Origin of the sequence: Acidovorax sp. 107 (assembly GCF_003058055.1) — a bacterium.
Lineage (GTDB): Bacteria > Pseudomonadota > Gammaproteobacteria > Burkholderiales > Burkholderiaceae_C > Acidovorax.
Window position 1 is genome coordinate 3,912,954 of sequence record NZ_QBTZ01000001.1, and the last position, 23,784, is coordinate 3,936,737.

Consider the following 23,784-nt stretch of genomic DNA (forward strand, 5'->3'; position numbering starts at 1 on the left):
TTCATGAGTCATTTTTATATGGTCGCGCCGCGTTTTCTAGCTCTCGCCTGTGCCTTTTTGGCTGGTTCCGCGGCGTGGGCTGCAGATGAAGCGCTCGTTCCGAGTGTTGAGCCAATGCCTGCTCTGCTTGGATCCAAAGGGTCAGCAGGCAGCAATACTCATCCCGACGGCCTGCCTAACGAAGGGGGGGGGGCATACGAGCCGCGAATTGTTAGAGGCAACGATCGTGTGATAGGTGCCGCAAAGCCCGCGCAAGTGATCGACGGGGCTCCGAGTTCGTTTAAGTTTGAAGAGGCACCGATCGCCGAAGTGGTTCGCACCATGCTTGGCGACGTTCTCAAGGTTGATTACGTACTGCATCCGCCTATCGGTGGCACCGTCACGCTTGCAACGCGGGTTCCTGTGTCGCCCGATCAGGCGATCTTTTTGCTGGAAAGTGCTCTCCAGGCCAATGGCTTGGTTATGGTGAGAGACCCTCGCGGGTCTTATCACGTGGGCAAGCCGGAGGCGCTCAAGGGTATTGGCGCTGCTGTGCGACAGGTAAGCGGGGGCGCTCTGCCCCCGGGTTCTGGCGCGGTGGTTGTGCCGCTTCAGTTTATCGGGGCCTCTGAGATGGCGTCCATCCTGCGTCCAATGATGCCAGCCGAATCGTTGATCCGTGTAGACACTGTCCGTAATTTGCTTGTGTTTGCGGGTAGCCGAACCCAGGCAGAGGGGTGGCTTGACATTGTGAATACCTTCGACGTGGACCTTCTTAAGGGAATGTCAGTAGGCGTTTTCCCTTTGAAGTACGCCTCTGTCAAGGAGGTGGAGGCAGCGCTTCAATTGTTAAGCGCGAGTGGGGGGGGCGCTCAAAACACGGCGCCTAGCAGGGGGGCTGGGACGCCTGGCGCAGCAGGCGCGGCAACTGGAGCGGCAAGCGCGGTTGGGCTTGCTGATAACTTGCCGCTAGCGGGTGCTGTGCGTGTGATGCCCATTGAACGGATCAACAGTATTTTGGTGGTAACTCCGCGCGCCTCGTATCTCGATGAGGCGCGTCGCTGGATTGATCGACTCGACCAGCCTTCGGATAACACTGCTGAGGCGCAGCTTTTTATCTACCAAGTACAGAATGTCAATGCGCGCCACTTGGCAACGGTGTTGGGCGGCATTTTTGGATCGGCACAGCCTGCTGGCGGCACGACAAACAGTGGAGTGGCACCTGGGTTGACAACGGCCACGGGTAGTTCGCTCGGGCAGTCCACAATGGGCGGCTCCGCGTTCGGCGGCAACAGCACCCTTAACAGCGGGGCTGGTGGTTTTTCGGGGCGGACGGGGGGGGGGTCTTTGGGAGGCGCGTCGGGCACAACGGGTGGGCTGGCTGGGCGAGTGGCGCAACAGGCTGGGGTGCAGGCGCCTGCGGTGGCCTCTTTGGGAGGTGTCCGTGTCATGGCGGATGAGCTGAACAATTCAGTGCTGGTGTGGAGCACGCGTGCGGAGTACGCCAAGATCGAGTCAACATTGAAGCGCTTGGATCTGCCTCCGACGCAGGTGCTCATCGAGGCCAGCATTATTGAAGTCACTCTGAACGACGATTTGCGATACGGGTTGCAATGGGCCTTCAGCGATAGCCGTGCGGGTACCGATTACACCGGGCGTGGAACGCTCAGCAGCCGTGATGGGGACGCGTCGGGTGGAATTGTTGGTAGTGCGCTCTCTGGCTTTTCTTATGCTCTCAAGAGTCCCTCTGGCAATGTGCGTGCCATGCTGAATGCCTTGTCTGCCAAGACGACAGTGAAGGTGGTCGCCAGTCCTTCTCTGATGGTGCTGGACAACCATACAGCTGCCATCGCGGTGGGTGACCAAACGCCAATCCAGGCGGGAACAACAAGCAATCTTGAGGGAACGGTCACCTCAACCAATATTCAATATAAGGATACGGGTGTCAATCTGGTGGTCACGCCCTCGGTCAATGCTGGAAATATTGTCACCATGCAGGTGGAGCAATCAGTGACTGATGTGGGGGCCAAAGACGAGGTGACCAATCAGCGAGCCTTCTTGCAGCGTCAATTGTCCAGCAAAGTGGCTGTGCGCTCCGGTGAATCCATCGTGATGGGCGGGCTCATCCAAGAAAACAGCACTGCGACAAAATCTGGCATTCCTATCCTGCACACTTTGCCTTTGCTGGGGAATCTTTTTGGTTCGACGAGCAACGATGGTCGGCGTACGGAACTATTGGTTGTCATCACGCCTCGAGTGGTGCGATCCGACATCGATATTCGTCAGGTCAGTGAGGACTTGCGCGACAGGATGAAGGGCTTCGCCAATGTGCTGCCGTCAGCTGCGAGTTCGGGGTCCTCGGTGCCGTCGACCGCACAACCTTCCATGTTACGGAACTAAGGTGATCGGCGGTTTTTCGCAGTCAGGCCCATGACTTGGGTCGGTCTACAGACAATTGAAATCAATGAAGGAGTTGAAACCCATGAAGTTTTCCGCTGGCGCAATGCGTACTGCAGCAGTAATGGCCCTGGTCGCATTGTCGGGTTGTGCTGCAGTGGTGCCCCCGTCGCCCGAAAAGGTGGTGGAGCAGCGTGCTGCCGCGCGCTGGGAGGCGCTGATTGCCGGAGACATTCAGAAGGCGTACACATTCACCGCGCCTTCGTACCGTGCTGTTACTTCCTTTGAGCGGTACAGCTCTGGGATCGGTGGTGCAGCCACGTGGGTCAAGGCAGAGGTAGTGCGTGTCGAATGTGCGACAGAAAAGTGCACTGCTGTTGTAAAAATTGAGGCCAAGCCTATCCTCGCAAAGCCATACAACGGTACCATTACCACGGGTGTGGATGAAACGTGGCTTCTGGAAGATGGGCAGTGGTGGCTGTACCAAAAACTGTGACCTCTCAACATCTTTCTGCCTAGTGCATGGGAGGGCAAGTATCGAAACGGACAGAGGCCTGTTGCTTTTAATCAACACATCGGGTTGACGCAGAAATTTCGATGACTTCACCCGATTCTTGCTGTGCTACCATCCTTGAGCGTAAACAATCTTGGTAGTTGCGCTTACCAACTTTTTCTAACTGGAGTTTTCATGAAAAAAAATGTTCTCTCTCTGAGCATCGCTGCCATGATTGGTGGTCTGGGTTTTGCTGGGGCTGCATCTGCTGGTGTCGCTTATCAAACGGCGGCCGTGGCCTCCGCTGCTGGCGCTGCCGCTGGCCTGACTGCAACGACTGCAACTGTGTTGCAAGTGAGCCCTGACGGCATTGGTCACAATTTGGTTGTGCCTTATTACTCCGTGCAAGAAGGTAACGGCACCCTGCTGAGCCTGGTGAATACTGATACTAAGAACGGCAAGGCGGTGAAGGTGCGCTTCCGTGGTGCAGCTAACTCTGACGACGTGTTCGACTTTTCGTTGTTCCTGTCGCCTGGTGACGTGTGGACGGCCAACGTGAGCAAGGATACTGCCACGGGTCTGGCTCAAATCTACGTTCCAGACAACACCTGCTCTCTGCCTCGCCGTGCTGTGCTGAACGCAACGAAGTTCAAGACCGATCGCGTGTTCGGTGCTACCGATGCTGCAAAGGCCGGCGAAACTTTGGAAGGTTATGTTGAAATTTTCAACATGGCTGACATTCCTCCAAAGGTTCCAGGTGCTACTGGTGTTGCTGATGAAGCTGCAGTTGCTTTGATCGATAACGCTCTGTTCACCGCTATCAAGCATACTTCTGCTGGTACCAACCCTTGCGGCTTGGCCGCTAGTGATTCCGCTCTGCCTGCTGCTGTGCTGAAGCTGGCTGCTGATCCTACGCTGACGGACATCACCGGTGCTGTTGCTGCTGCTGCCGACCGTACCGCTCTGCTCAACCACGGTCTGTGGGCTCCTTCGACGGGCTTGACCGGCTCTTGGACGATTTTGAACATCGCCGGTGCATCCGTGGCTTGGTCTGGCAACATGACTGCTGTGGAAGCTCGCGTGGCTGCTGGTGGCGCTCCTGGTCTGGGTCGCGTCGTGTTCTCCCCCCAGAAGGACACCACAGTTGCTGCCACCGCTATCAACTCGCTGACTTCCGATCCTCTGCTGCGTAACACCGGTGTGGCGCCTTCGACGGCTATCATTGAAGCTGCTCAGTACGATCTGCCTGACATGTCGACGCCTTATCTGACGGCTGTCGCCATCACTGCTGCTGGTGTTGCTGCTGCTGCTCCAGGTACCACTGCGAGCGACGCACCTGTGCTGCAAGCCAAGCTGCTGACACAAGCCCTGGCTGTCAAGAACGTGCTGAACGAGTATGTGACCAACTCTGCCATCTCGGCTGCTACGGATTGGGTGTTCTCCATGCCTACCCGTCGCTACGCTGTGGGCGTGAACTACAAGTTTGCCGCTCCTGCAACAGGCCCGAGCGCAGTGTTCAATGCATCCGCTGCTCAGCAAATCACGGTTGGCAATGACGTTTCTCCATACTTCACGGCTGTGAACACGAAGATGGGCACGGGCGGTACTTCGGGTAACCCAACGTACCAAGCTTGCGTGGAACCCGGTGGTGCCGTGACCGCATACGATCAAGAAGAAGCCACGGCTTCTGGCGAGTTCGTGGTGTCGCCAGGCACGACCAAGAAGGTTGTGTTCTGCGGTGAAGTCAGCATCCTGACGTTCAACGCAACGTCTTCGCTGCAAGCCAAGATCGCGCCTAAGAACATCGATGCTGGTTTCGTGAACGGCTGGTTGAACATCAACACCGCTGGTTTGGCCAACGCTGGTCTGCCAATCGTGGGTAGCTCGTTCGTGAAGATGACGGGCCCTGTGGTTGCTGGCAAGTCCACCAACTTCAGCCTGACCCAACCCCACCGCTTCACGCGTTAATGGTTGAGGTTCTGATTGCCGCGTGCGGCAATCAAGCATAAGGCGGGGGCTTGCCCCCGCCTTTTTTCATTGTGTAACTGATTGATTGATGTTTCTTTTCGGAATGAACATGCTCACAGTACGTATCTCTGTCGGCCGGATCTTTTGTGCGGCTATTTGCTCTTTCGCACCGCTGTTGGTGTCGGCCCAATATGCACTGGTACAGGGGCCTGTGGGGCAAGTGACTGATGCAGATGTGATGGCGGATGCCGCTACGCGTATCTCGGATACCGCTCGCGCAACCGTGCTTTCCCGTCCGGACAACGTGGGTCAGCTGGCATCCAATGTGTATGTGCAGCGCGCCATGGCGGTGGAGGCTGAGCGCAAGGGGCTCACTGCAGGTCGAGAGTCTGCTGCAGCACTGGCGTTGGCCCGTGAAAAGGCCATGGCGGATCTTTATTTGGCCGATTTTGATAAAAGCCATCAGCCAAGCGAAGCCGCATTGTTGGCTTACGCCCAGTCCACCTACAGGGCGGTCGATGGCAAGCAGTTGGACGCTCCAGAACGGACTCGCGTTCGGCATATTTTGTTGAAGCAGAAGTCCCCCGAAACGCGTGCCCGTATCGAGCAGATACTGAGTGATGCAAGGGCGGGCAAAGACTTTGCGCAACTGGCCAAGGATAATTCCGAAGACACGGGGAGTGTGGCCCAGGGTGGTGACATAGGGTTTGTCACTGAGGGCAGCACTGTCGTGCCGTTTGAAGAAGCGATGAAGGGGCTCAAGACGCCCGGGGACCTGAGTGATGTGGTCGAGACGCAGTTCGGCTATCACATTATTCGCCTGGAAGAGAGGCGTTCTGCGGGCAAACGTGGTTTCGACGAAGTACGCGAACAATTGTTGATGCAGGCGCGGACGGCGTTGTTGCGTGAAGCACGTGCAAAAGAAGCGCAGCGCTTGCAAGAGGGCATGAAAGTGAATGAGGCGGCGGTCAATACGTTTTCCTCGAAATTCAAACCTTCGGATTTCACCCGTTGAAATTTCTGTTTTTGCGTGACCCGGCTTTACTGTTCACCTGTATTTTTTTGGAAACAGGCGACCGTGCATTGACGCAGATCTCCTATCGTTTTGGAAATGGTTTACATGCCGCGTCCAGCGCTTGCGGTTGATGCGCTAGCCATCTGGCGTGCGCGCAGCTTGCTTTGGGTGCTTGTGCGTCGTGAAGTAGCGGCAAGACACGCCGGTACCGCCGCAGGCGTCATCTGGCCCTATTTGCAGCCGTTACTCACGGTAGCTGCGTACTACCTGGTTTTTGACGTGGTGTTTTCGATGCGTCTGGGTGACGGGGCGCCTGCACGTGCGGTTGGTACCTTCCTGATCGTGGGCGCCTTGCCGTGGATGGCGTTCTGCGACGCTGTCTCGCGCGGTATGAACAGCCTGCTGGAAGCCGGTGGATTGCTGCAAAAGAATTCACTGCCGCCAGTGCTCTTCGTGACGCGGGCGGTGTTGGCCAGCGCACTTATCTATGGGCCGCTGCTACTGCTCATTGCACTGGCATACGCGCCGTTGCACCACTTCGGCGCGTCGATGCTGGCGGTGCCCGTGCTGTTGCTGCTGTTGGTGGTACTGGCGTGGCTACTGGCTTATTTGTTCGCCATTTTGGCGGCAGCGCTGCGTGACGTGGTGCAACTGGTGGGCTTTCTGTTGTCGGTGGGCATCTATCTTTCGCCCATCCTCTTTCCGCTGTCTATGTTCCCGCAAGGTTGGCAATGGATGCTGTGGCTCAATCCCGTGACAATGGTGGTCGTGGGCTTGCAAGCGGTGCTGCTGCAAGGTGCATGGCCACCACTGACCGTATGGGGTGTGTCTGCTGTGTGGCTGGCTGGTCTGGCACTGGTGCTGAATGGCGTGGTGGCTCGTAGCCGCGATCAGCTAGTGGATTGGCTATGAACAGCAATAGCAATCAGGTGGCTATGTCGACTGAAGTGGTGTTGCGCGTATCAGGCCTGGGCAAGGAATATCGTCTATACACCAGCCCCCGAGAACGCTTCAAGGCGCTGTTCAGTACGCGTACCCGCCATCGTAGCCACTGGGCGCTGCGCAACGTATCGTTCGAGCTGCGTCGCGGTCAATGCATTGGCGTGATAGGCGACAACGGCGCGGGCAAAAGTTCGCTGCTTAAGCTGTTGGCCGGCACGATGCAGCCGAGCGCAGGCACATTGGAACGTGTGGGCCGAGTGACGGCTATTTTGGAGTTGGGGGCGGGGTTCCATCCAGAGTTCAGTGGGCGTGACAATTTGTATTTTGGTGGCAGCCTGATCGGCATCAGCCATGAGGAGATGGCACGCCTAGAAGCGGGCATCGTGGAGTTTTCCGAGCTGGGCGAGGCGATGGAGCGGCCGGTGAAGACGTATTCGTCGGGCATGACGGTACGCCTGGCCTTCGCGTTGGTGACGGCGGTGCAGCCGGATGTACTGATCATCGACGAGGCGCTTGCCGTTGGTGACCAGCATTTTCAAAAAAAATGCGTGGAGCGCATCATGGCGTTTCGTGAGAATGGCTGCACCATCTTGTTCTGTTCGCACAGCTTCTACCATATACGGCGCCTTTGCGATGCTGCACTATGGTTGAAGCACGGCGAATTGGTGATGCAAGGGCCGACAGAGGATGTGGTTTCGGCCTACGAAGTGCACTCGCGGCTGCGAGAAATGCCAGAATCTGTGGAGACACCGCAGCTTGAGTTGCCGGCAAATGTGCCAATTCCTCAAGTCTCCAGTCAACGCTTGGGCGCCCGTATCGTCGCCCTGACGATTGATCAGACAGATGCGTCAGAGCCGCCGCTTTTGCAAGGGGCAGATCTTCGCGTTCGCCTTACGGCGCAGTTAGAGGGGACTGATGAAATGCCCCATGTGCTTGTGATGTTGGAGCAGTTCCAGGGGCACGGCATTACATCCGATTCCTCACGCGCTGATGGTGCCCAGTTGACGCGGCTGCCCAATGGGGATTGGCAAGCTGTTCTTACGTACCCTGGTCTTCCGTTGCACTCGGGTGAATATGTCCTTAGCGCATACCTGTTCGATACCGCGGGCGTAGTGGTCTACGACGAGTGGTACCAGCATGCGCGATTCCGGTACGTAAATCCACAGTTGACGCCGGGGCTCGTGCGATTGCCTCACTACTGGGGAGAGGCGTGATTCCCAAGGTCTGGCGCCGGATGCGCGTGGAAGCGCGCGATGCGTTGGAGTTGGTGCTGTTGCCAGGTCTGGCAGCAGTGCTGCCGTGGCCTGTAGCATTCCGTTTGTTCAAAGCGCTGGCCCTCTGTGGATGGCTTTACCGCGAGCCTTGCCTGCGCGCACTTACGCTGGCACGTGGGATGGGAATGGTCAGGGACGAAAAGGTCTGGTTGCAGGAACGTCGATTGATTACCCTGATTGATCACGCTGACCATTACCTATTCCGATGCCGTACGAATCGTTGGATGCATAGATTCGTGGAGGTATCAGGCCAATGGCAGCCTGCAGGCAAACCCGGACTTCTGGTGACGTTTCATTGGGGGCTGGGACTGTGGAGCCTCCGGCACGCTGCTACCGAGGGTCTGCACCCCCACATGCTGGTGGCTGCGACTGAGGGGCCGCCATTTCAAGGACGATGGTTCCTGCATCGTTACATCAAGGCACGCATGGACACTGTGCAGCGTGCCAGCGGCAGACCCGTAATCTACGCGCAGGGCGGTTTGCCAAAGGTGCTTGATACTTTGGCTGCCCAGGAGCAAGTGCTGGTGGTGTTGGATGTGCCTCCCGATCAGGTAGCAAAGACACGGAGGGTGAGTCTTTTGGGGCGGTCGGTGAATGTTCCTAGGGTATTGCCATCCTTGGCGGTGCAGCAGAAAGTTCCGGTGACGGTTGTGCTGATGAACGTGGATATGCAAACTGGACTACGCTTACTAGATCTTGAAATTCTGGAGCCTGGAAATAATGAGGACGAGTTGACCAAGGCGCTGTTTGAACGACTGGAGCGGGTGATGCTGTTGCGACCGGCGTCTTGGCATCTGTGGGGTGAGGCGCAACGTTTTTTTGCCGATTAGGAAGATTCTCAATATATGCATGCAAGTTCACTAGCCCATGTGCAGGGGCTGGTTCACAAATATCTTTCAGCCAGCACAGGCAAGCCGCTTAACATCATTGACATAGGCAGCTATGACGTGAATGGCAGCTACAAGCAGTTCTTTTTACACCCTGCATGGAGATATGCAGGGGTGGACTTAGCCGCCGGGCCGAATGTGGACGTGGTGCTGCAGTCGCCCTACCGCCTTCCGTTCACCAGCCATTCGGTGGATGTGATTGTCTCGGGCCAAGCGTTCGAGCACGTGGAATTTTTCTGGCTGACTTGGATGGAGATGACGCGGGTGCTCAAGCCAGGAGGGGTCATCTTTCTGCTGGCGCCATCGAGAGGGCCAGAGCATCGTTACCCGCAGGATTGCTGGCGCTTTTACCCCGATGCCTATCGCGCGCTTGCCAAATACTCGAGTATGGAGTTGCTGCAGGTCAGCACGGATTGGGCGCCGCACGCGGATCCTGAGAGCGCGCCCTGGGGCGACACTGTGGGCGTATTCCGCCAGCCGCCGCTCTCTTTGGCACAACGCTGGCGCCGCCAGTTGATGCAACAACTGCGGTATTGGACGGTGCCCGGCTACCGCACATGAGGCGAGGTACTGCTGCATGGCTGGTCGTGCTGGCAATGCTGTCGGCGGGGTTGCGCTTTCATGCGCTGGATAGCCAGGGCCTCTGGTCGGATGAATTATTCTCCGTTTCCATCGTTACTCAGGTGGGTGAAGGCCGTCCTTGGTATGACTATGTACAGAAGGTCTTTCCAGATTTGCGGATCGAGGATTCCGCCTTGACTTGGAAGGCTGGGGAAAACTCGCCGCCCTTATTTGAACTGCTGCTGTGGCTGTGGACCCTGGTATTTGGAACTTCGGATTTTGCCGTACGTGCGCTCAGCGCCGTGGCAGGAAGTCTGGCGCCGTTGGTGCTTTTTGCCGGGCTAAGGCGCCCCTTGGGCGGTTTTGCTGCTGGTGCCGCTGGGCTGCTGCTGGCGCTGGCGCCTTCGGCAGTGGCTCTCGCGCAGGAGGCGCGAGGCTACGGACTCCTGATGCTGCTGGCAACCTGTGCTGTGGTGCGGTTGGTGCGGTATGCCTTGCAGGCGGAGCCACAGCGCATCGGGCTGGATGTGACCCTGTATTTGTTGCTGTCGTACACGCATTACACTGGACTGGTGCTCGCGTGTGCCCTGGTGGCGGTACGGTTTGCGATGGCATGGTGGCAGGATAAACCTCTGCGCGAGTTCGGATGGTTTGTGGCGGTGCCGGTGTTGTTGGCGCCTTGGATGTACCTGAACTGGTTCTCCATGGCAGCGACAGGTACAGGGCGCTTTGGCTGGCGTGACTATGACTGGCCGGATGTGTGGTCACTGATGTTGCCCAAGGCAGCAGGATTTCTCATGCCGGGCCTGCATACCCTGTGGGGGCTTCTCGCCTTGGCATTTGTGGGAGCGTTGTGGAAATGCCGTCGGTCGGATGCGTGTCGGCGGGATGCGCGATGGTTGTTGGTGGCGGCGTTCGCGGGTATGGTAGTGGCGCATTTTGGCTATGGCATCTACACGGCATTTCATGCCAGGGTGTGGCACGAGCGATATTTCTCAGCCATGCTCCCGGTTGGTATTGCACTGTTCGCTTTGCTGTTCTCGCTGGCGGAGCCGCGCAGAGGGTTGTCTGGTTTGGTCGTGCTGCTCGGATGTGCTGCCAGCTTGCAGGTTGTGCTGACCTCTTACCACAAACCGTGGAAGGAGGAGTACCGTGAGGCATCGCGCTTCATTGCGCGGTATGCCCAAGGCTCTCCTACGGTGGTGGCTACCTGGGCTCCCAATGCCATCTATTTCAACTACTATCTGCGGGGTTTCATGGCCGAGGCGGGTAGGCCGTATAGCCTGACAACGGTGGGAGTCCAAGACGACGTGCCGCAGGGCGTGGATGCGCTTTGTCAGCGCCCCTGGGCGGCCGGGGAACAGGTGGTGTTGTTCCAGCACCAGATGCATCGACTTTATTTCGACTTGGTAAAACGCCGATGTGTTGGAGCGCTGCGCTGGGTCTCTGGACAAGAGTTCAGGGGCGTCTTCGTAGATTTCTTTGAGGCTGTGCCACAGGGCCCAACACCGAGGGGTTGATCGTCTGTTGATTGATTATTGAATGGCGGCAAATGTTCAGCGTTGTGTAGTCGTGTCTTTGGCTTAGGCAAACTACAGCGATACCCCGCGTGTCGCCCACGTTTATAACGTGCCCAGGGCTGTGCAGGGTGCGCTAGAGATTCTGGTGGAATCGCGTGGTTCACCAAATTCGAGAGTTGCAGTAGTTTCCTCGCCAGAGCGGTGATGGCGCCACCCCCTCAGGGATTCTTCAAGATGTTCCAGATCCAAGCGCCTGCTCCGCAATGCTGCGGAGAGGGCAAGCCCTACTTCTGCAGCCAATTCTTGACTCTGCGCTGCCAATGCGCAGGGATGCGACGGGCCGCAGTGCGCAGCAGAGGGAGCGAACGCAGGTAAGCGAGTGCGTTCAGTGCCTCTGAGCGAGCGGATGCGCCCTTGGGCGCCAGGTAGGGGGCCAGCGATACAGCTGCCATGGGTGGCTGAGCGTCTGCCGTAGCCGACACGCCCTGCAGGTAGTCGTTCTGGTACGTCCAGGGCGTCGGGGTACCTGATGTGGGGGGAGCGGGAGGGGTTTCGGGTGGCACCGCGGCAACGAAATGCTCGGCGCGCAAGGTGGTGAAAAAGTGCACCCATTGCTTTCCATCCTGGTCCCACGGGCATACCCAGCTCCAGGGTCTGCCGGCCACACGCTCTGCAAATGCACCAATGTCTGGAACGGCCACCGGCAAGCCCGCCTGCAACGCGCTGCTGAGCGTGTAGCTGTAGGTCTCGGGCCAGAGGGCGGGAAACCACACGACGTCAGGCTGCAGCCAAGCCAGCAGGCCCGGCAGGTCTTCCTCCTGATAGGCTCCATGCACGGTAAGCCGCGCGCGGGGCTGGGTTTGCAGGTGGCGGTAGCCGTAACCGAGCAGGTGGAACTCTACGGGGGCTCCCGCTCGGGATGCCTCTATGGCCGCCGCCTCGAGCACGTCCGCGCCCTTGATGGCACTGAGCGCCCCGAGAACCACCACTTTGAGGCGTGCGTCTGAGGCCAGCGGCTTGACGTGCGGCTCGGGTGCTCCGGGGCTGCCGGGCGCGGCCATGTCGGTATGGGGAATGGCCCGCACGCGTGCACCGGGGGCAAAACCTGTCATGCGTCGTGCAGTGTCGATGCTCGGGGCGATCACGAGGCGAGCGCTCGTCAGAAAGTGGCGGTTGCGATGGCGCCAATCAGACACCGTGCCGGTACCCATGGGGGCGGGGTCTTGAGGGGCGCAACATGCACACTGCCCGGGGGCGGGTTCACCGGCAAAGCGGTTGTCGCTGCCCGTCATGGAAATGTGGGCGCAATAACTGTAGAAATCGTGCGCAGTGAAGTCGTAGTCCACCCCCAACTGTGCAGGCAGGTCCAGAACCAGCGGATCATGGCCGACGAGGTGGTGGTAGTGGATGTGTCGTACCCCCAGGCTTTTCAGTACCACTATGAGGTCGGTGAATTGGTCGGAGAGCCGGAAGACGAGCTCAAAGCCCTCCTCCTTGCCGGCCAGCTCCAGGCGCACGCACTGGTCCGGTGCGGGCGTCAGCGTGAGGAAGATGGCCTGGGCCCCCAGGTGTTGGGCCAGTTCGCGCACATGGCGCAGCGTGCCGCCTGCGCGGTCATGCAACACGGCCAGCACAGTGGGCAGTTGAGCGCGCTGAATGCGAGCCACGTCCAACGCGAGCCGATAAGGCTGCGCAGGGTCTGCTTGCACAAACGCCATGACATCGCGCTCGTAGCGGGGGTGCAGGCGTCGCAAAGTTTCCATGGCCGCGCGCTCGCGCGGGCTCTTGCTGTCCCCAAAGCTCACGCCACCGGTATGCAGCACAAAGGTGTCCAGCAGATGGAGATTGCGCCAACCCGACTCGGCGGCGCGTTGGCAAAAATCGTTTTCTTCGCCGTAGCCTTTCCCAAAGTTCTCCGTATCAAACAGGCCGACCTGCTGCAGGCAGTCACGGCGGATATACATGCAAAACCCCACACCGGTCGGTACGTCCACCGCGGCGCCAGGATTGGTTTGTGCGCACAGTGCGTCCAGTCGCGCTGTGTCGTATCCCGTGGGCAAAGCGTTGTCCTTGCAAAAACGGGGGTAGCTGCAAATGGTGGCGTTGTTGGAGAACGGCGTGACCGATCCGACCTTCTGGTCGCTGTAGGCGGCGCGGCGAATGCGGTCGAGCCAGTCATTGGCCACCTCGGTATCGCTGTTGAGCAGCAGCACGTCGTGGCTGCTGTTCAGCGCCATGCCGCGGTTCACGGTGCCGACAAAGCCCAGGTTCTCCGCGTTCTCGAGCAGCGTGATGCGACTGTCCTGGCGTGCGCGCTCGCGCAGCCAGTCGGTGACTTCGGGTTCCGGACTTGCATCGTTGATGACGATCAGACGCCAGGGCGTTTCGCACTGGCTTGCCAGTGCGGAGTTGATACACAGTTGCGTGTCTGCCAGACCCCGGTATACGGGCACGATGACGTCCACCGGGTGGGGTGGCGGCGCCAGGGGCACGGGGGCTGGCTGGGCGGGCTGCACGGTCGCCGGGCTGCGGCCCAGCAGTCGATCAATGCGCATCTTGGCGTGCACCAGGGGGCGGGTGGCTCTGAACACGGTGGAGTTTTCTATGGTCTTGAGGTGGTCGGCGAGCGCCTGGTAGTCCTTGTCTAGACGCGTGGCTTCTTGTTGCCACATGGCGCGTTGCTGTGCAAGTGCCTTGTTGCTTTCTTCGAGGAGGCTGGCTCTGCCTCCCACCACCTGTAGTTGGCTTTGCTGCTGGTCTATGCGGCTTTGCGCATCGCGGGCGTTGCTCTCCAGTTGGTCGATGCGGTCACCGAGAGGCTTGACGGTGTTGGACAGCGCCAGATAGTCGGCAGACATGGGCCAGCCCAGTTCAATATCCAGTCTTGAGCCTGAAGGGCTGGCGGCCGCAAGCACCTCGGCGGGGATAGGGAGCTCCAGCCAGGGGTCGGTACCCGTGAGCAGCAGCAGACTGGCGCCGGACGCCGGGGGCATGGGGGCTTGCCAGGCAATCTGGCTGTGGGGGGTGGATGCCAGCAAGGTGCGACTGGCCGTGTTGGCCGACCACTGCCACAGTGCATCGCCCCGGTCGCTGCGCAGGGTGATGCTGTACAGGTGCAAGAAGCCGGCGCGGTCTGCGGGATCGAAGCGGAGCCGGGTGACGGGGGCACTGGCTGCAGGTATTTGAAAGCTTACCGTTTGGTGCTCAGAGCCGATGGCGCCGGTGGCACTGAGTTTGTCGTCTTCCGCATAGCCTCCATGCCGACCCATATAGAGCTGTGCCGTAAAGAGCGCCTGCGCCGTGCCGAGGTCAGTGGGTGCGTGCACCGCGCTGGGCACGTAGGCCACCGGCCGTGCAATGCCAATGAACTGGTAGGTGAGGGCGTCGGGGATGCCCAGCAGGTAGCGGGCAACGGGAGGGGGGAGCCGGTCGAATGCCGCCTGAAATTCCGAGTCTGGCAATTGCCGGGTGATGGTGTCGACCGCATCGAGGTCCCAGCGCTGCTCGGACAGGAACCTCACGAGCGATCGACGTGTGAAGAATCGCAGGTGGGTGTTATCGAGCAGACCTTCCTCGCGGTAGCGGAACTCTCCTTCGAGCAACTCAGCCAAAAGCCCGGAGTACGCGGCATTGGGCACTGAAATCAGCAGCCGGCCGTCGGCTGCGAGTAGCTCTCGGCACACCTGCAAAACGGATTCTGGGCGCTTCAAATGCTCCAGGACATCCGCACATACGATGTAGTCGTACTGGTTGGTCCCGAACATGCGGAGCAGATCGGCTGTTTCCAGGTCCGCTACTTCGACCTGCCGGTAGTGGGGCTGGGCGTGCACCGCTTCTGCCTGGCTCAGGGTGACACCGTCCGTCGTGCAATCGCGGGTCTCTTTCAGATACTGTCCCAGGGCGCCGCTGCCACACCCCAGGTCCAGCACGCTAGCGCCGCGATTGATCAGGCTGGCAAGGACCGACAGAGAAGTGCGTTCTCCTTCTGCAATGGAGCGCAAATACACGTGCAGGTCGTCAATAGAATTCGTCATCCGGCGATTATGACGGGCCAGATCCGGCGCCTTTGTGTGCCGCGCAGGGGACAATACGGGCCAATGTCAGTCATTCAGCCTTTGTTTCAGCCTGGTTTGGTGGTCTCCGTGGTTAGTCATGGGCACGGTGACATGGTGCAGGCGCTGCTGCTGCAGCTGGCCCATGTTTCCTCTACGTCGGTATCTCGCGTGGTGCTGACCCAGAACCTGCCAGAGCCGGAGCCTGTTCCCCCCGCCAGTGGCTGGCCATTTGAGTTGTTACGGGTAGTCAATGTGGTTCCCCTCGGGTTTGGCACCAATCACAACCGCGCGCTAGCCCATGCCACCGAGGCGTTTGTGTGTGTTCTCAACCCCGATGTGGCGTTGGTGGGCAATAGCGACCCTTTCAAGGCGCTGATTTCTGCGTGTGGTGCGCCAAACATTGGTTGTGCCTATCCTGTCCAGATCGATCCAGCCGGCCGTGTGCAGGGGAGTGAGCGCGAAGTCCCTTCTCCCATGGCGCTTTTGCGCCGCAGACTTTTGGGCCGTCAGGAGATGCGGGTGGATTGGGTGAATGCTGCGTGTCTGGTCCTGCCATCTGTGGTCTGGCATGCGTTGAACGGGTTTGATGAACGCTATTTCATGTACTGCGAGGATGTGGACCTTTGCCTGCGGCTGCGGTTGCGCGGCCTGCATCTGGCGAAGGCGCCGGTGCGGGTCATTCATGCGGGGCAGCGTGCCAGTTCGCGCAGCCTGAAACATTTGGGCTGGCACCTCCAGAGCCTTTGGCGGCTGTGGCGCTCACCGGTCTACACCCGGGCGCTACAGTTGCTAACCGCGCAGTCCGCTGACAACGGTACCATCGGCGCTCCATGATTTGGTTGTCTGTGGTTGGTTTTTTGGTGGCGGCGCTGGCTGCAGGGCTCATTGTGAGATGGGGGCGGAAGCATGCGGAGTTGTACGGCGACTCCATGCCCCAGCGATTTCACCTGGGGCATGTTCCACGGTTGGGTGGTGCGGCTTTGTTAGTGGGTACGTCCATCGGATGGGCGTTGGGCGTGCTGCAGTCTGTCTACTGGGGCGACCCCGGCTCCCTCAGGCTTGATGTGTGGGTGGGCGCGTGGCTGGTCGCAGTGCTCCCCGCCGCGCTGGGCGGGATTGCAGAAGACCTTACCCAGCGCCTGTCGGTGCGCTACCGCCTCACTTTGACGGGAGCATCCGGCGCGTTGGCGGTGTGGCTTTTGGGTCTCAACCTGCCGCGCATGGGTTGGCCGTGGCTCGATGCCGTCCTGGTTGCGGCGCCTTGGCTGGGACTGGCCATTGTCGTCCTGGCAGTCGCAGGGCTGCCCCACGCCTTCAACATCATCGACGGCTACAACGGGTTGGCGGGGATGGTCGCCTTGATCGTGTGTCTGGCCCTGGCCCACGTGGCGTTGCAGGTCGGGGACCGTGCGCTGGCGGCGCTGCTGGTGTCCACCGCCGCGGCCACCGGAGGTTTTTTGGTCTGGAACTACCCGCGCGGCATGTTGTTTGCCGGCGATGGGGGCGCCTACGTGTGGGGCGTGGTGATAGCCATCGCCAGTATTTCGCTGGTGCAGCGCAATGCGGATGTTTCGCCCTGGTTCCCAATGCTGCTGCTGATCTACCCAGTCTGGGAGACAGTTTTTTCCATTTATCGCAAGGCGGTGCGAGGTGTTTCGCCCGGTGTGGCCGATGCGCTGCATTTCCACCAGCTCATCTACCGCCGCATCGTGCGTGGGGTGTTTCACGACGACGAGTCGCGCCGCGTGCTGATGCGCAACAACCGCACGTCGCCCTATCTGTGGGGCTTTACGTTGTTGACGGTGGTGCCTGCCGTACTGTTTTGGAACAACACGCCCCTGCTCATGGCGTTTTGTGGGCTGTTCGTGGTCAGCTATGTGATGGCTTACCTGGCCATCGTGCGGTTCAAAGTACCGAACTGGCTGCGCCACTGAGGCAGTTTGGCGCCCGCAGCCTGGCGAATGCGGCACAATTTGCGCCTCACAGTTTTCTCCGGATGGCACGCCTCCATGACCGACCTTCTTTCGATTGCACCGCGCGACAAGGCTGAAATCCTGGCCCAGGCGCTGCCCTACATCCGCAAGTTCCATGGCAAGACCATGGTGATCAAGTACGGCGGCAACGCCATGACCGACCCGGCCTTGCAGGCTGACTTTGCCGAAGACGTTGTGCTGCTCAAGCTGGTGGGCATGAACCCCGTCGTGGTGCACGGCGGCGGCCCGCAGATCGAAACGGCCCTGAACCGCCTTGGCAAGAAGGGCGAATTCATTCAGGGCATGCGCGTGACGGATGCCGAAACCATGGAAGTGGTCGAATGGGTGTTGGCTGGCGAGGTGCAGCAGGACATCGTGGGCCTGATCAACCAGGCCGGCGGCAAGGCCGTGGGCCTGACGGGCCGTGATGGCGGCATGATCCGGGCCCAAAAGCTCAAGATGGTGGACAGCAAGGACCCCAGCATCGAACACGACGTGGGCCAGGTGGGCGATATCGTCTCCATCGACCCCAGTGTGGTCAAGGCGCTGCAGGACGATGCGTTCATCCCCGTCATCAGCCCCATCGGCTTTGGCGAGAACAACGAGAGCTACAACATCAACGCCGATGTGGTGGCCAGCAAGCTGGCCGAGGTGCTCAAGGCCGAAAAGCTCATGCTCTTGACCAACACCCCTGGCGTGCTCGACAAGGCTGGTAACCTTCTGACCGACCTGACGGCCCGCCGCATTGACGAGCTGTTTGCCGACGGCACCATTTCGGGCGGCATGCTGCCCAAGATTGCTGGCGCGCTGGACGCAGCCAAGGCCGGCGTCAACGCGGTGCACATCATTGATGGCCGCGTGCCACACGCCATGCTGCTCGAGATTCTGACCGAGCAGGCGTACGGCACGATGATCCGGTCCCACTGACCCGCAAGAGGGCTCCATGCGCCTGCTCTTGGTCGAAGACGATGTGATGGTGGCCAGCGGCATCAAGCTGGGGCTGACCGATGCAGGCTATGCAGTGGACTGGGTGGGCAGTGGCGAGCGGGCTGAGGAGGTCCTGCGCGCCGAGTCATTCGATGCGGCCATCATCGATATCGGGCTGCCCGCCATGGACGGCCTGGAGCTGACGCGCCGCCTGCGCCGCCCCGACATGGCAAGCCCGTCCATGCCCGTGCTGATCCTGACCGCGCGCGATGCCCTGCACGACCGGGTACAGGGGCTGGATCTGGGGGCGGACGATTACATGGTCAAGCCGTTTGAGCTGCCCGAGCTGCTGGCGCGCCTGCGGGCGCTGTTGCGCCGGTCACAGGCCGCGACCACGGCGGTGCTGAGTTTTGGCCCGCTGGAGCTGGACACCGCGGGGCGCCGGGCCAGCATGCGCACGCCGGCAGGTGAACAGGTCATCGAACTGGGGCCGCGCGAGTGGACGGTGCTCGAATACCTGCTCATCAACGCCCCCAAGCCCGCGAGCAAAGACAAGCTGCTTCAGGCGCTGACGGGCTGGGACAAGGAGATCACCCCCAACGCGGTAGAGGTCTATGTCTCGCGCCTGCGGGGCAAGCTGGAGCCCCATGGGGTGGCCCTGCGGTCGATCCGCGGCTTTGGCTACCGCCTCGAATTGCAGGCTACCTGAGCGGAAACTCGCCCCTTTCTTCGCCGCCTCGCCATGCTTTGGAAGAAGAACTCCTCCCGGCGGCCCGGCTTGCGCGCGATGACGTCGGATTTGCGCACCCGGCTCTTGCTGATGCTGGTGTTACCCCTGTGCGTGCTGGCGCTGGTGGGCGTGTGGCTGGACTACCGGTCGGCCGACGAGGCGGCCGGCCAGCACGACCAGCGGCTGGTGCGGCTGCTGCCCGCGCTGGCCGATTCGGTGCTGGCCCCCCCCATCCACGACAACGATCCACCCCTGCTGCTGCTGGCCCCCCCCATCGAAGATTTTTTGCGCCAGAACGCAGGCTTTGCTGCCTACAGCGTGCGGGACACCTCGGGGCGCCTGCTGCTGGGCGAGGACTGGGTGCACAGCGGTGTACCCACCACCCAGGCCCCTGAGTTCCACAGTGTGGAGTTTGGCGGGGTGACCTACCGAGTGGCGGCGCAGCGCGGGCGCACGGGGGCGGGCGAACTGGTGGTGGCGCTCGCCGACGGGTCCGACCCGCGCCAGAAATGGGCGCAGCAACTGCTGCTGCGGGTGTTGCTGCCCAATCTGGTGCTGTTGATTGCGGCGGGCTTTGCGATCCACTGGGCGGTGCGGCAGGCCTTCAAGCCCCTGGTGGGGCTGGCCGAGGCGGTGGAGCGCCGCTCGCCACGCGACCTCAGCCCCATTGATGAAGCTGCATCGCCCGACGAGGTGCGCCCCCTGGTGCACTCGCTCAACCGCCTGTTTGCGCTGGTCAACGCGCAGGCGGAGGGGCAGCGCCGCTTTGTGGCCGACGCGGCGCACCAGCTGCGCACGCCGCTGGCAGGCTTGCAGGCCCAGGTCGAGGCCTGGGCCATGATGGCCAAGGCGGCGGCGCCTCCACGCACGTCTTTCCCGGATTTCGACCGAAAAATGCCGCTAGCGCATGAAGATCGTGCGCAGGGCGCTATTGTTTTGGGAGCTGATCAGATCGAGAAGCTGCGCAACGCCACGCGCCGCACTTCGCAGTTGGCGCACCAGTTGCTGGCGCTGTCCCGTGCGGATGCCCGCAGCCTGGATGCGCAGCCGCCACAGCGGGTGGACCTCAAGGACCTGTGCGAATCGCTGCTGGAGACCTTTCTGGACGCAGCCACCGGCAAGGGCCTGGACCTGGGGCTGGATGTGCAGCCGGTCCATGTCACGGGGCACGGCTGGCTGCTGCGCGAGCTGCTGTCCAACCTGGTGGACAACGCCATCAAATACACCCCGCCCGGTGGGGTGGTCACCATCCGCTGCGGGATGCGCCAGGGACGTGCGGGCCCGCCCCGGCCCTATGTGGCGGTGGAGGACGACGGCCCGGGCGTGCCCGAGGCCGAGCGCACCCGCGTGCTGCAAAGGTTCTACCGTGTGCCGGGCGCAGGTGGCGAGGGCACGGGCCTGGGCTTGGCTATTGCCGATGAGATTGCCCGCGTGCACCGCGCCACGCTGACGCTGGGCACGGGCCCCCAGGGGCGCGGGCTCTTGGTGACGGTGGTGTTTCCGCTGTAGCGCGCCCCGCAAGCCGTCCCACCAGGCCGGTCTGGTGCCTGTGCGAGAATCATTTCCACACACGATTGACTTGTGCAAACAGGTGGCGGCGAAGCCCCCGCTGACTGGTCCAAGACGTGACATCGTGATTCATGCCCTGCCGTGACCAGACCATGCCCGGTGGCATGTGCACCGGAAGCAGGGCCCCATCGGAGCCCCTGTCCTGCATGTCTGAAATCTCGCCCCTGCCCGAGCCTGCCAGTACCGCTGAAGCGGGTGATGTTGCGGCTGCCCGCAAGCGGCCCAAGCCCGGAGAGCGGCGCATTCAGATCCTTCAGGCCTTGGCTGCCATGTTGGAGCAGCCGGGGGCCGAGCGCATTACCACCGCCGCGCTGGCCGCGCGCCTGTCGGTCAGCGAGGCGGCGCTGTACCGCCACTTCGCCAGCAAGGCGCAGATGTTCGAGGGGCTGATCGATTTCATCGAGCAATCGGTGTTCACACTGGTGCAGCAGATAACTGGGCGCGACGTGCCCGACCCCGCGAAGCCTGCCGATGCAGGCGCCCGCCAGGCCGCGCGCATCGTGGCCCTGGTGCTGCAGTTTGGCGAACGCAACCCGGGCATGGTGCGGGTGATGGTGGGCGACGCGCTGGTGTTCGAGCACGAACGCCTGCAGCAGCGCATGAACCAGTTTTTTGACCGCATCGAATCCACCCTGCGCCAGTGCCTGCGCGCGAGCACGGCCGCATCGAGCACGCCCACGGTCGATGCCCAGGTGGCAGCCAGCGTGCTGACGGCCTTTGTGGTCGGGCGGCTGCAGGGCTATGCCCGCTCGGGGTTCCGGCGCCTGCCCACCGAGCACCTGGAAGCCAGCCTGGCGTTGATGTTGTAGCGCCCGCGCCGTTGAGGCTGCGCATTCCGTAAGAGGTGGCGCGGCTGCAACGGGTGGTTTGGGTGGGTCTCCCTATTTTTTTCGGGGGCTTGGGGGCTGCGGGGAATTTGCTGCAGAATAGAACGAACGTTCGTTTTTATTCATGCCCATGTCATCCACCCCCGAATCCCGCCAGGTCACCCGCATCCCGCGCGCTCGCAGCGGTACCGGCCGCGCCCTGCAAAAAGGCCAGCAGACCAAGGCGGCGATCGTCGAGGCGGCGCTGGGCCTGGCCACGCACATCGGGCTGGAGGGCCTGTCCATCGGGGCGCTGGCCGACGTCACAGGCATGAGCAAGTCGGGCGTATTCGCCCACTTTGGCTCCCGTGAAGAGCTGCAGATCTCCGTCATCCGCGAATACCACACCCGCTTCGAGCAGGAAGTGTTCTACCCCGCCATGTCGGCCCCGCGCGGCGTCGGCCGCCTGTCTGCGCTGTTCGACAACTGGATGAAGCGCACCTCCATCGAAATCGACTCGGGCTGCATCTATATCAGCGGTGCGGTCGAGTTCGACGACCGCACCGGGCCCGTGCGCGACGCGCTGGCCAGTTCGGTGCTGACCTGGCACGCCGCCATGCGCCGCGCCATCGAGCAGTGCAAGGAGCTGGGCGAGCTGCGTGCCGACACCAAGGAAGAGCAGATGCTCTTCGAGATCCACGGTCTCATCCTGGCGCTGCACTACGAGGCGCGGTTCCTGCAGACCCCGGGCTCCATCGACCGTGCCGTCATGGGCTTTCACAACATCCTGGCGCGCTACAGCGCGCCCGCATCGGCCGCCAAGGCACCCACCGTGGCGCGCCGCAAAGTTTCCAACCAAACCACCCCATCCAAGGAGTAAACCCATGCCTAGCTATACGCCGCCCCTGCGCGACATGCAATTCGTCATGCACGAAGTGCTCAAGGTCAGCGATGAATTCAAGGCAATGCCGCCCCATGCCGAGGTGGATGTGGACACGATCAATGCCGTGCTCGAAGAAGCCGGCAAATTCGCTGCCGAGGTGACCTTCCCATTGAACATCAGCGGCGACACCGAAGGCTGCGTGCTGGACAAGACGACGCACGAAGTGAAGCCCCCGTCGGGCTTCAAGGACGCCTACGCCAAGTACGTCGAAGGCGGATGGGCGGCGCTGTCGTGCGACCCCGCTTACGGTGGCCAGGGCCTGCCCTTCGTGCTGAATCAGTGCCTGTACGAAATGATGAACTCGGCCAACCAGGCCTGGACCATGTACCCCGGCCTGTCGCACGGCGCGTATGAAGCCCTGCACGCCCACGGCACCGAAGAACAAAAGAAGATCTACCTGCCCAAGCTGACCAGCGGCGAGTGGACCGGCACCATGTGCCTGACCGAACCCCATTGCGGCACCGACCTGGGCCTCCTGCGCACCAAGGCCGAACCCCAAGCCGACGGCACCTACAAGATCACCGGCAACAAGATCTTCATCAGCGCCGGCGAGCACGACATGACCGCCAACATCGTGCACCTGGTGCTGGCCCGCCTGCCCGATGCGCCCAAGGGCAGCAAGGGCATCAGCCTGTTCGTCGTGCCCAAGTTCAACGTGAAGGCTGATGGCAGCCTGGGCGAGCGCAACCCGATCTTCTGTACGGGCCTGGAGCACAAGATGGGCATCCACGGCAACGCCACCGCGCAGATCGCCATCGACGGCGCCATCGGCACCATGGTGGGCCAGCCCAACAAGGGCCTGGCCGCCATGTTCGTGATGATGAACGCCGCCCGCCTGGGCGTGGGCAACCAGTCGCTGGGCCTGACCGAAGTGGCTTACCAGAACGCCCTGGCCTACGCCAAGGACCGCATCCAGATGCGCAGCCTGTCGGGCACCAAGGCCAAGGACAAGGACGCCGACCCCATCATCGTGCACCCCGATGTGCGCAAGATGCTGCTCACGGCCAAGGCGTACGCCGAGGGCGGCCGCGCGCTGCAGATCTTCTGCACGCTGCTGCTGGACAAAGTGCACAGCCACCCCGACGAAAAGGTGCGTGCCGAATCCGAAGAGATGGTGGCGCTGCTCACCCCCATCGTGAAGGCCTTCATCACCGACAACGGCCACATTTCCACCAACGCCTGCATGCAGGTCTTCGGCGGCCACGGCTTCATCAAGGAATGGGGCATGGAGCAGTACGTGCGCGACAACCGCATCAACATGATCTATGAAGGCACCAACACCATCCAGTCGCTGGACCTGCTGGGCCGCAAGATCCTGGGCAACAACGGCGCCACGCTGAAAAAGCTGGGCAAGCTGATCGGCAAGCTGGTGGAAGAAGAAGGCGTGAACGAGAAGATGGCCGAGTTCATCAACCCCATCGCGATGCTGGGCGACCAGATGACCAAGTTCACCACCGAGATCGGTTTCAAGGGCATGCAGAACCCCGACGAAGTGGGCGCCGCTGCCGTGGACTACCTGCGCGTGGCTGGCCACCTGGTGTTCGGCTACCTGTTTGCCCGCATGGCCCAGGTGGCCCTGCGCGAGATCGCGGCTGGCAACACCGACCCGTTCTACGGCGCCAAGCTGCAGACCGCACGTTTCTACTTCGCCAAGCTGTTCCCCGAAACGGCGACGCTGATGCGCACGGCCCGCGCCGGCAGCAAGGTGCTGATGGACACCGACCTGGCCCTGGCCTGATCGGTGC

18 protein-coding genes are annotated in these 23,784 nt (G+C 61.2%); 17 read left to right on the forward strand and 1 reads right to left on the reverse strand.

Annotated elements, in window-relative coordinates:
* Positions 1-3: 3 nt before the first annotated feature.
* The 9 genes from gspD (at position 4) to C8C99_RS18330 (ending at position 11,036) form a co-directional block, all read left to right on the forward strand.
* Positions 4-2,379, forward strand: a complete 2,376-nt coding sequence (gene gspD / locus C8C99_RS18290; RefSeq protein ID WP_158274179.1) for a type II secretion system secretin GspD — start codon at positions 4-6, stop codon at positions 2,377-2,379.
* 82 nt (positions 2,380-2,461) lie between these two features.
* Complete coding sequence (locus C8C99_RS18295) at positions 2,462-2,872, forward strand: hypothetical protein (RefSeq protein ID WP_146186031.1); 411 nt, start codon at positions 2,462-2,464, stop codon at positions 2,870-2,872.
* A gap of 192 nt (positions 2,873-3,064) precedes the next feature.
* The gene (locus C8C99_RS18300; RefSeq protein WP_108626496.1) at positions 3,065-4,837 is read left to right on the forward strand and encodes a cell surface protein; all 1,773 of its coding nucleotides are present in this window, start codon (positions 3,065-3,067) and stop codon (positions 4,835-4,837) included.
* A gap of 103 nt (positions 4,838-4,940) precedes the next feature.
* On the forward strand, positions 4,941-5,852 hold the full coding sequence (locus C8C99_RS18305) for a peptidylprolyl isomerase (protein ID WP_233247262.1): 912 nt from the start codon (positions 4,941-4,943) through the stop codon (positions 5,850-5,852).
* Positions 5,853-5,957: 105 nt separating this feature from the next.
* Positions 5,958-6,764 (forward strand): ABC transporter permease, encoded by an 807-nt coding sequence (locus C8C99_RS18310; protein WP_108626497.1) that lies wholly within the window; start codon positions 5,958-5,960, stop codon positions 6,762-6,764.
* Complete coding sequence (locus C8C99_RS18315) at positions 6,761-8,008, forward strand: ABC transporter ATP-binding protein (RefSeq protein ID WP_108626498.1); 1,248 nt, start codon at positions 6,761-6,763, stop codon at positions 8,006-8,008. The genes C8C99_RS18310 and C8C99_RS18315 overlap by 4 nt, the downstream gene beginning before the upstream one ends.
* Positions 8,005-8,898 (forward strand): hypothetical protein, encoded by an 894-nt coding sequence (locus C8C99_RS18320; RefSeq protein WP_233247263.1) that lies wholly within the window; start codon positions 8,005-8,007, stop codon positions 8,896-8,898. The genes C8C99_RS18315 and C8C99_RS18320 overlap by 4 nt, the downstream gene beginning before the upstream one ends.
* Positions 8,899-8,913: 15 nt before the next feature.
* Positions 8,914-9,516, forward strand: a complete 603-nt coding sequence (locus C8C99_RS18325) for a class I SAM-dependent methyltransferase (protein WP_108626500.1) — start codon at positions 8,914-8,916, stop codon at positions 9,514-9,516.
* A complete protein-coding gene (locus C8C99_RS18330) occupies positions 9,513-11,036 on the forward strand; it encodes a glycosyltransferase family 39 protein (protein WP_108626501.1) in 1,524 nt (507 codons plus the stop codon). Before C8C99_RS18325 ends, C8C99_RS18330 begins: the two co-directional genes overlap by 4 nt.
* Before the next feature lie 284 nt (positions 11,037-11,320).
* Here the strand turns inward: C8C99_RS18330 and C8C99_RS18335 are convergent, their stop codons facing one another.
* The gene (locus C8C99_RS18335) at positions 11,321-15,070 is read right to left on the reverse strand and encodes a methyltransferase domain-containing protein (protein WP_056646978.1); all 3,750 of its coding nucleotides are present in this window, start codon (positions 15,068-15,070) and stop codon (positions 11,321-11,323) included.
* Between the two features lie 63 nt (positions 15,071-15,133).
* Here C8C99_RS18335 and C8C99_RS18340 point away from each other — a divergent pair, with 63 nt between their 5' ends.
* From C8C99_RS18340 to C8C99_RS18375, 8 genes are all read left to right on the forward strand, one after another.
* Positions 15,134-15,925: a glycosyltransferase family 2 protein gene (locus C8C99_RS18340; protein ID WP_199226453.1), complete on the forward strand. Its 792-nt coding sequence runs from the start codon at positions 15,134-15,136 to the stop codon at positions 15,923-15,925.
* Positions 15,922-17,025 (forward strand): glycosyltransferase, encoded by a 1,104-nt coding sequence (locus tag C8C99_RS18345; RefSeq protein WP_056646969.1) that lies wholly within the window; start codon positions 15,922-15,924, stop codon positions 17,023-17,025. The genes C8C99_RS18340 and C8C99_RS18345 overlap by 4 nt, the downstream gene beginning before the upstream one ends.
* Before the next feature lie 75 nt (positions 17,026-17,100).
* Positions 17,101-17,991 (forward strand): acetylglutamate kinase, encoded by an 891-nt coding sequence (gene argB, locus C8C99_RS18350; RefSeq protein ID WP_056646965.1) that lies wholly within the window; start codon positions 17,101-17,103, stop codon positions 17,989-17,991.
* A gap of 16 nt (positions 17,992-18,007) precedes the next feature.
* The gene (locus C8C99_RS18355) at positions 18,008-18,700 is read left to right on the forward strand and encodes a response regulator transcription factor (protein WP_056646961.1); all 693 of its coding nucleotides are present in this window, start codon (positions 18,008-18,010) and stop codon (positions 18,698-18,700) included.
* A gap of 78 nt (positions 18,701-18,778) precedes the next feature.
* Complete coding sequence (locus C8C99_RS18360; RefSeq protein ID WP_056646958.1) at positions 18,779-20,230, forward strand: sensor histidine kinase; 1,452 nt, start codon at positions 18,779-18,781, stop codon at positions 20,228-20,230.
* A 206-nt stretch (positions 20,231-20,436) separates the two neighbouring features.
* Positions 20,437-21,099: a nucleoid occlusion factor SlmA gene (slmA, locus tag C8C99_RS18365; RefSeq protein WP_056646956.1), complete on the forward strand. Its 663-nt coding sequence runs from the start codon at positions 20,437-20,439 to the stop codon at positions 21,097-21,099.
* 148 nt (positions 21,100-21,247) lie between these two features.
* Positions 21,248-21,976, forward strand: a complete 729-nt coding sequence (locus C8C99_RS18370; RefSeq protein ID WP_082576969.1) for a TetR/AcrR family transcriptional regulator — start codon at positions 21,248-21,250, stop codon at positions 21,974-21,976.
* A 4-nt stretch (positions 21,977-21,980) separates the two neighbouring features.
* Positions 21,981-23,777 carry an acyl-CoA dehydrogenase C-terminal domain-containing protein gene (locus C8C99_RS18375; RefSeq protein ID WP_056646950.1) on the forward strand — a complete coding sequence of 599 codons (1,797 nt, stop codon included), beginning with the start codon at positions 21,981-21,983 and terminating at the stop codon, positions 23,775-23,777.
* Positions 23,778-23,784: the final 7 nt, after the last annotated feature.

What these genes read in the sequence shown, in the direction of transcription:
- gspD (WP_158274179.1), top strand. Translation starts at nt 4, where the DNA reads ATGAGTCATTTTTATATGGTCGCGCCGCGTTTTCTAGCTCTCGCCTGT.
- C8C99_RS18295 (WP_146186031.1), top strand. Translation starts at nt 2,462, where the DNA reads ATGAAGTTTTCCGCTGGCGCAATGCGTACTGCAGCAGTAATGGCCCTG.
- C8C99_RS18300 (WP_108626496.1), top strand. Translation starts at nt 3,065, where the DNA reads ATGAAAAAAAATGTTCTCTCTCTGAGCATCGCTGCCATGATTGGTGGT.
- C8C99_RS18305 (WP_233247262.1), top strand. Translation starts at nt 4,941, where the DNA reads ATGAACATGCTCACAGTACGTATCTCTGTCGGCCGGATCTTTTGTGCG.
- C8C99_RS18310 (WP_108626497.1), top strand. Translation starts at nt 5,958, where the DNA reads ATGCCGCGTCCAGCGCTTGCGGTTGATGCGCTAGCCATCTGGCGTGCG.
- C8C99_RS18315 (WP_108626498.1), top strand. Translation starts at nt 6,761, where the DNA reads ATGAACAGCAATAGCAATCAGGTGGCTATGTCGACTGAAGTGGTGTTG.
- C8C99_RS18325 (WP_108626500.1), top strand. Translation starts at nt 8,914, where the DNA reads ATGCATGCAAGTTCACTAGCCCATGTGCAGGGGCTGGTTCACAAATAT.
- C8C99_RS18330 (WP_108626501.1), top strand. Translation starts at nt 9,513, where the DNA reads ATGAGGCGAGGTACTGCTGCATGGCTGGTCGTGCTGGCAATGCTGTCG.
- C8C99_RS18335 (WP_056646978.1), bottom strand. Translation starts at nt 15,070, where the DNA reads ATGACGAATTCTATTGACGACCTGCACGTGTATTTGCGCTCCATTGCA.
- C8C99_RS18340 (WP_199226453.1), top strand. Translation starts at nt 15,134, where the DNA reads ATGTCAGTCATTCAGCCTTTGTTTCAGCCTGGTTTGGTGGTCTCCGTG.
- C8C99_RS18345 (WP_056646969.1), top strand. Translation starts at nt 15,922, where the DNA reads ATGATTTGGTTGTCTGTGGTTGGTTTTTTGGTGGCGGCGCTGGCTGCA.
- argB (WP_056646965.1), top strand. Translation starts at nt 17,101, where the DNA reads ATGACCGACCTTCTTTCGATTGCACCGCGCGACAAGGCTGAAATCCTG.
- C8C99_RS18355 (WP_056646961.1), top strand. Translation starts at nt 18,008, where the DNA reads ATGCGCCTGCTCTTGGTCGAAGACGATGTGATGGTGGCCAGCGGCATC.
- C8C99_RS18360 (WP_056646958.1), top strand. Translation starts at nt 18,779, where the DNA reads ATGACGTCGGATTTGCGCACCCGGCTCTTGCTGATGCTGGTGTTACCC.
- slmA (WP_056646956.1), top strand. Translation starts at nt 20,437, where the DNA reads ATGTCTGAAATCTCGCCCCTGCCCGAGCCTGCCAGTACCGCTGAAGCG.
- C8C99_RS18370 (WP_082576969.1), top strand. Translation starts at nt 21,248, where the DNA reads ATGTCATCCACCCCCGAATCCCGCCAGGTCACCCGCATCCCGCGCGCT.
- C8C99_RS18375 (WP_056646950.1), top strand. Translation starts at nt 21,981, where the DNA reads ATGCCTAGCTATACGCCGCCCCTGCGCGACATGCAATTCGTCATGCAC.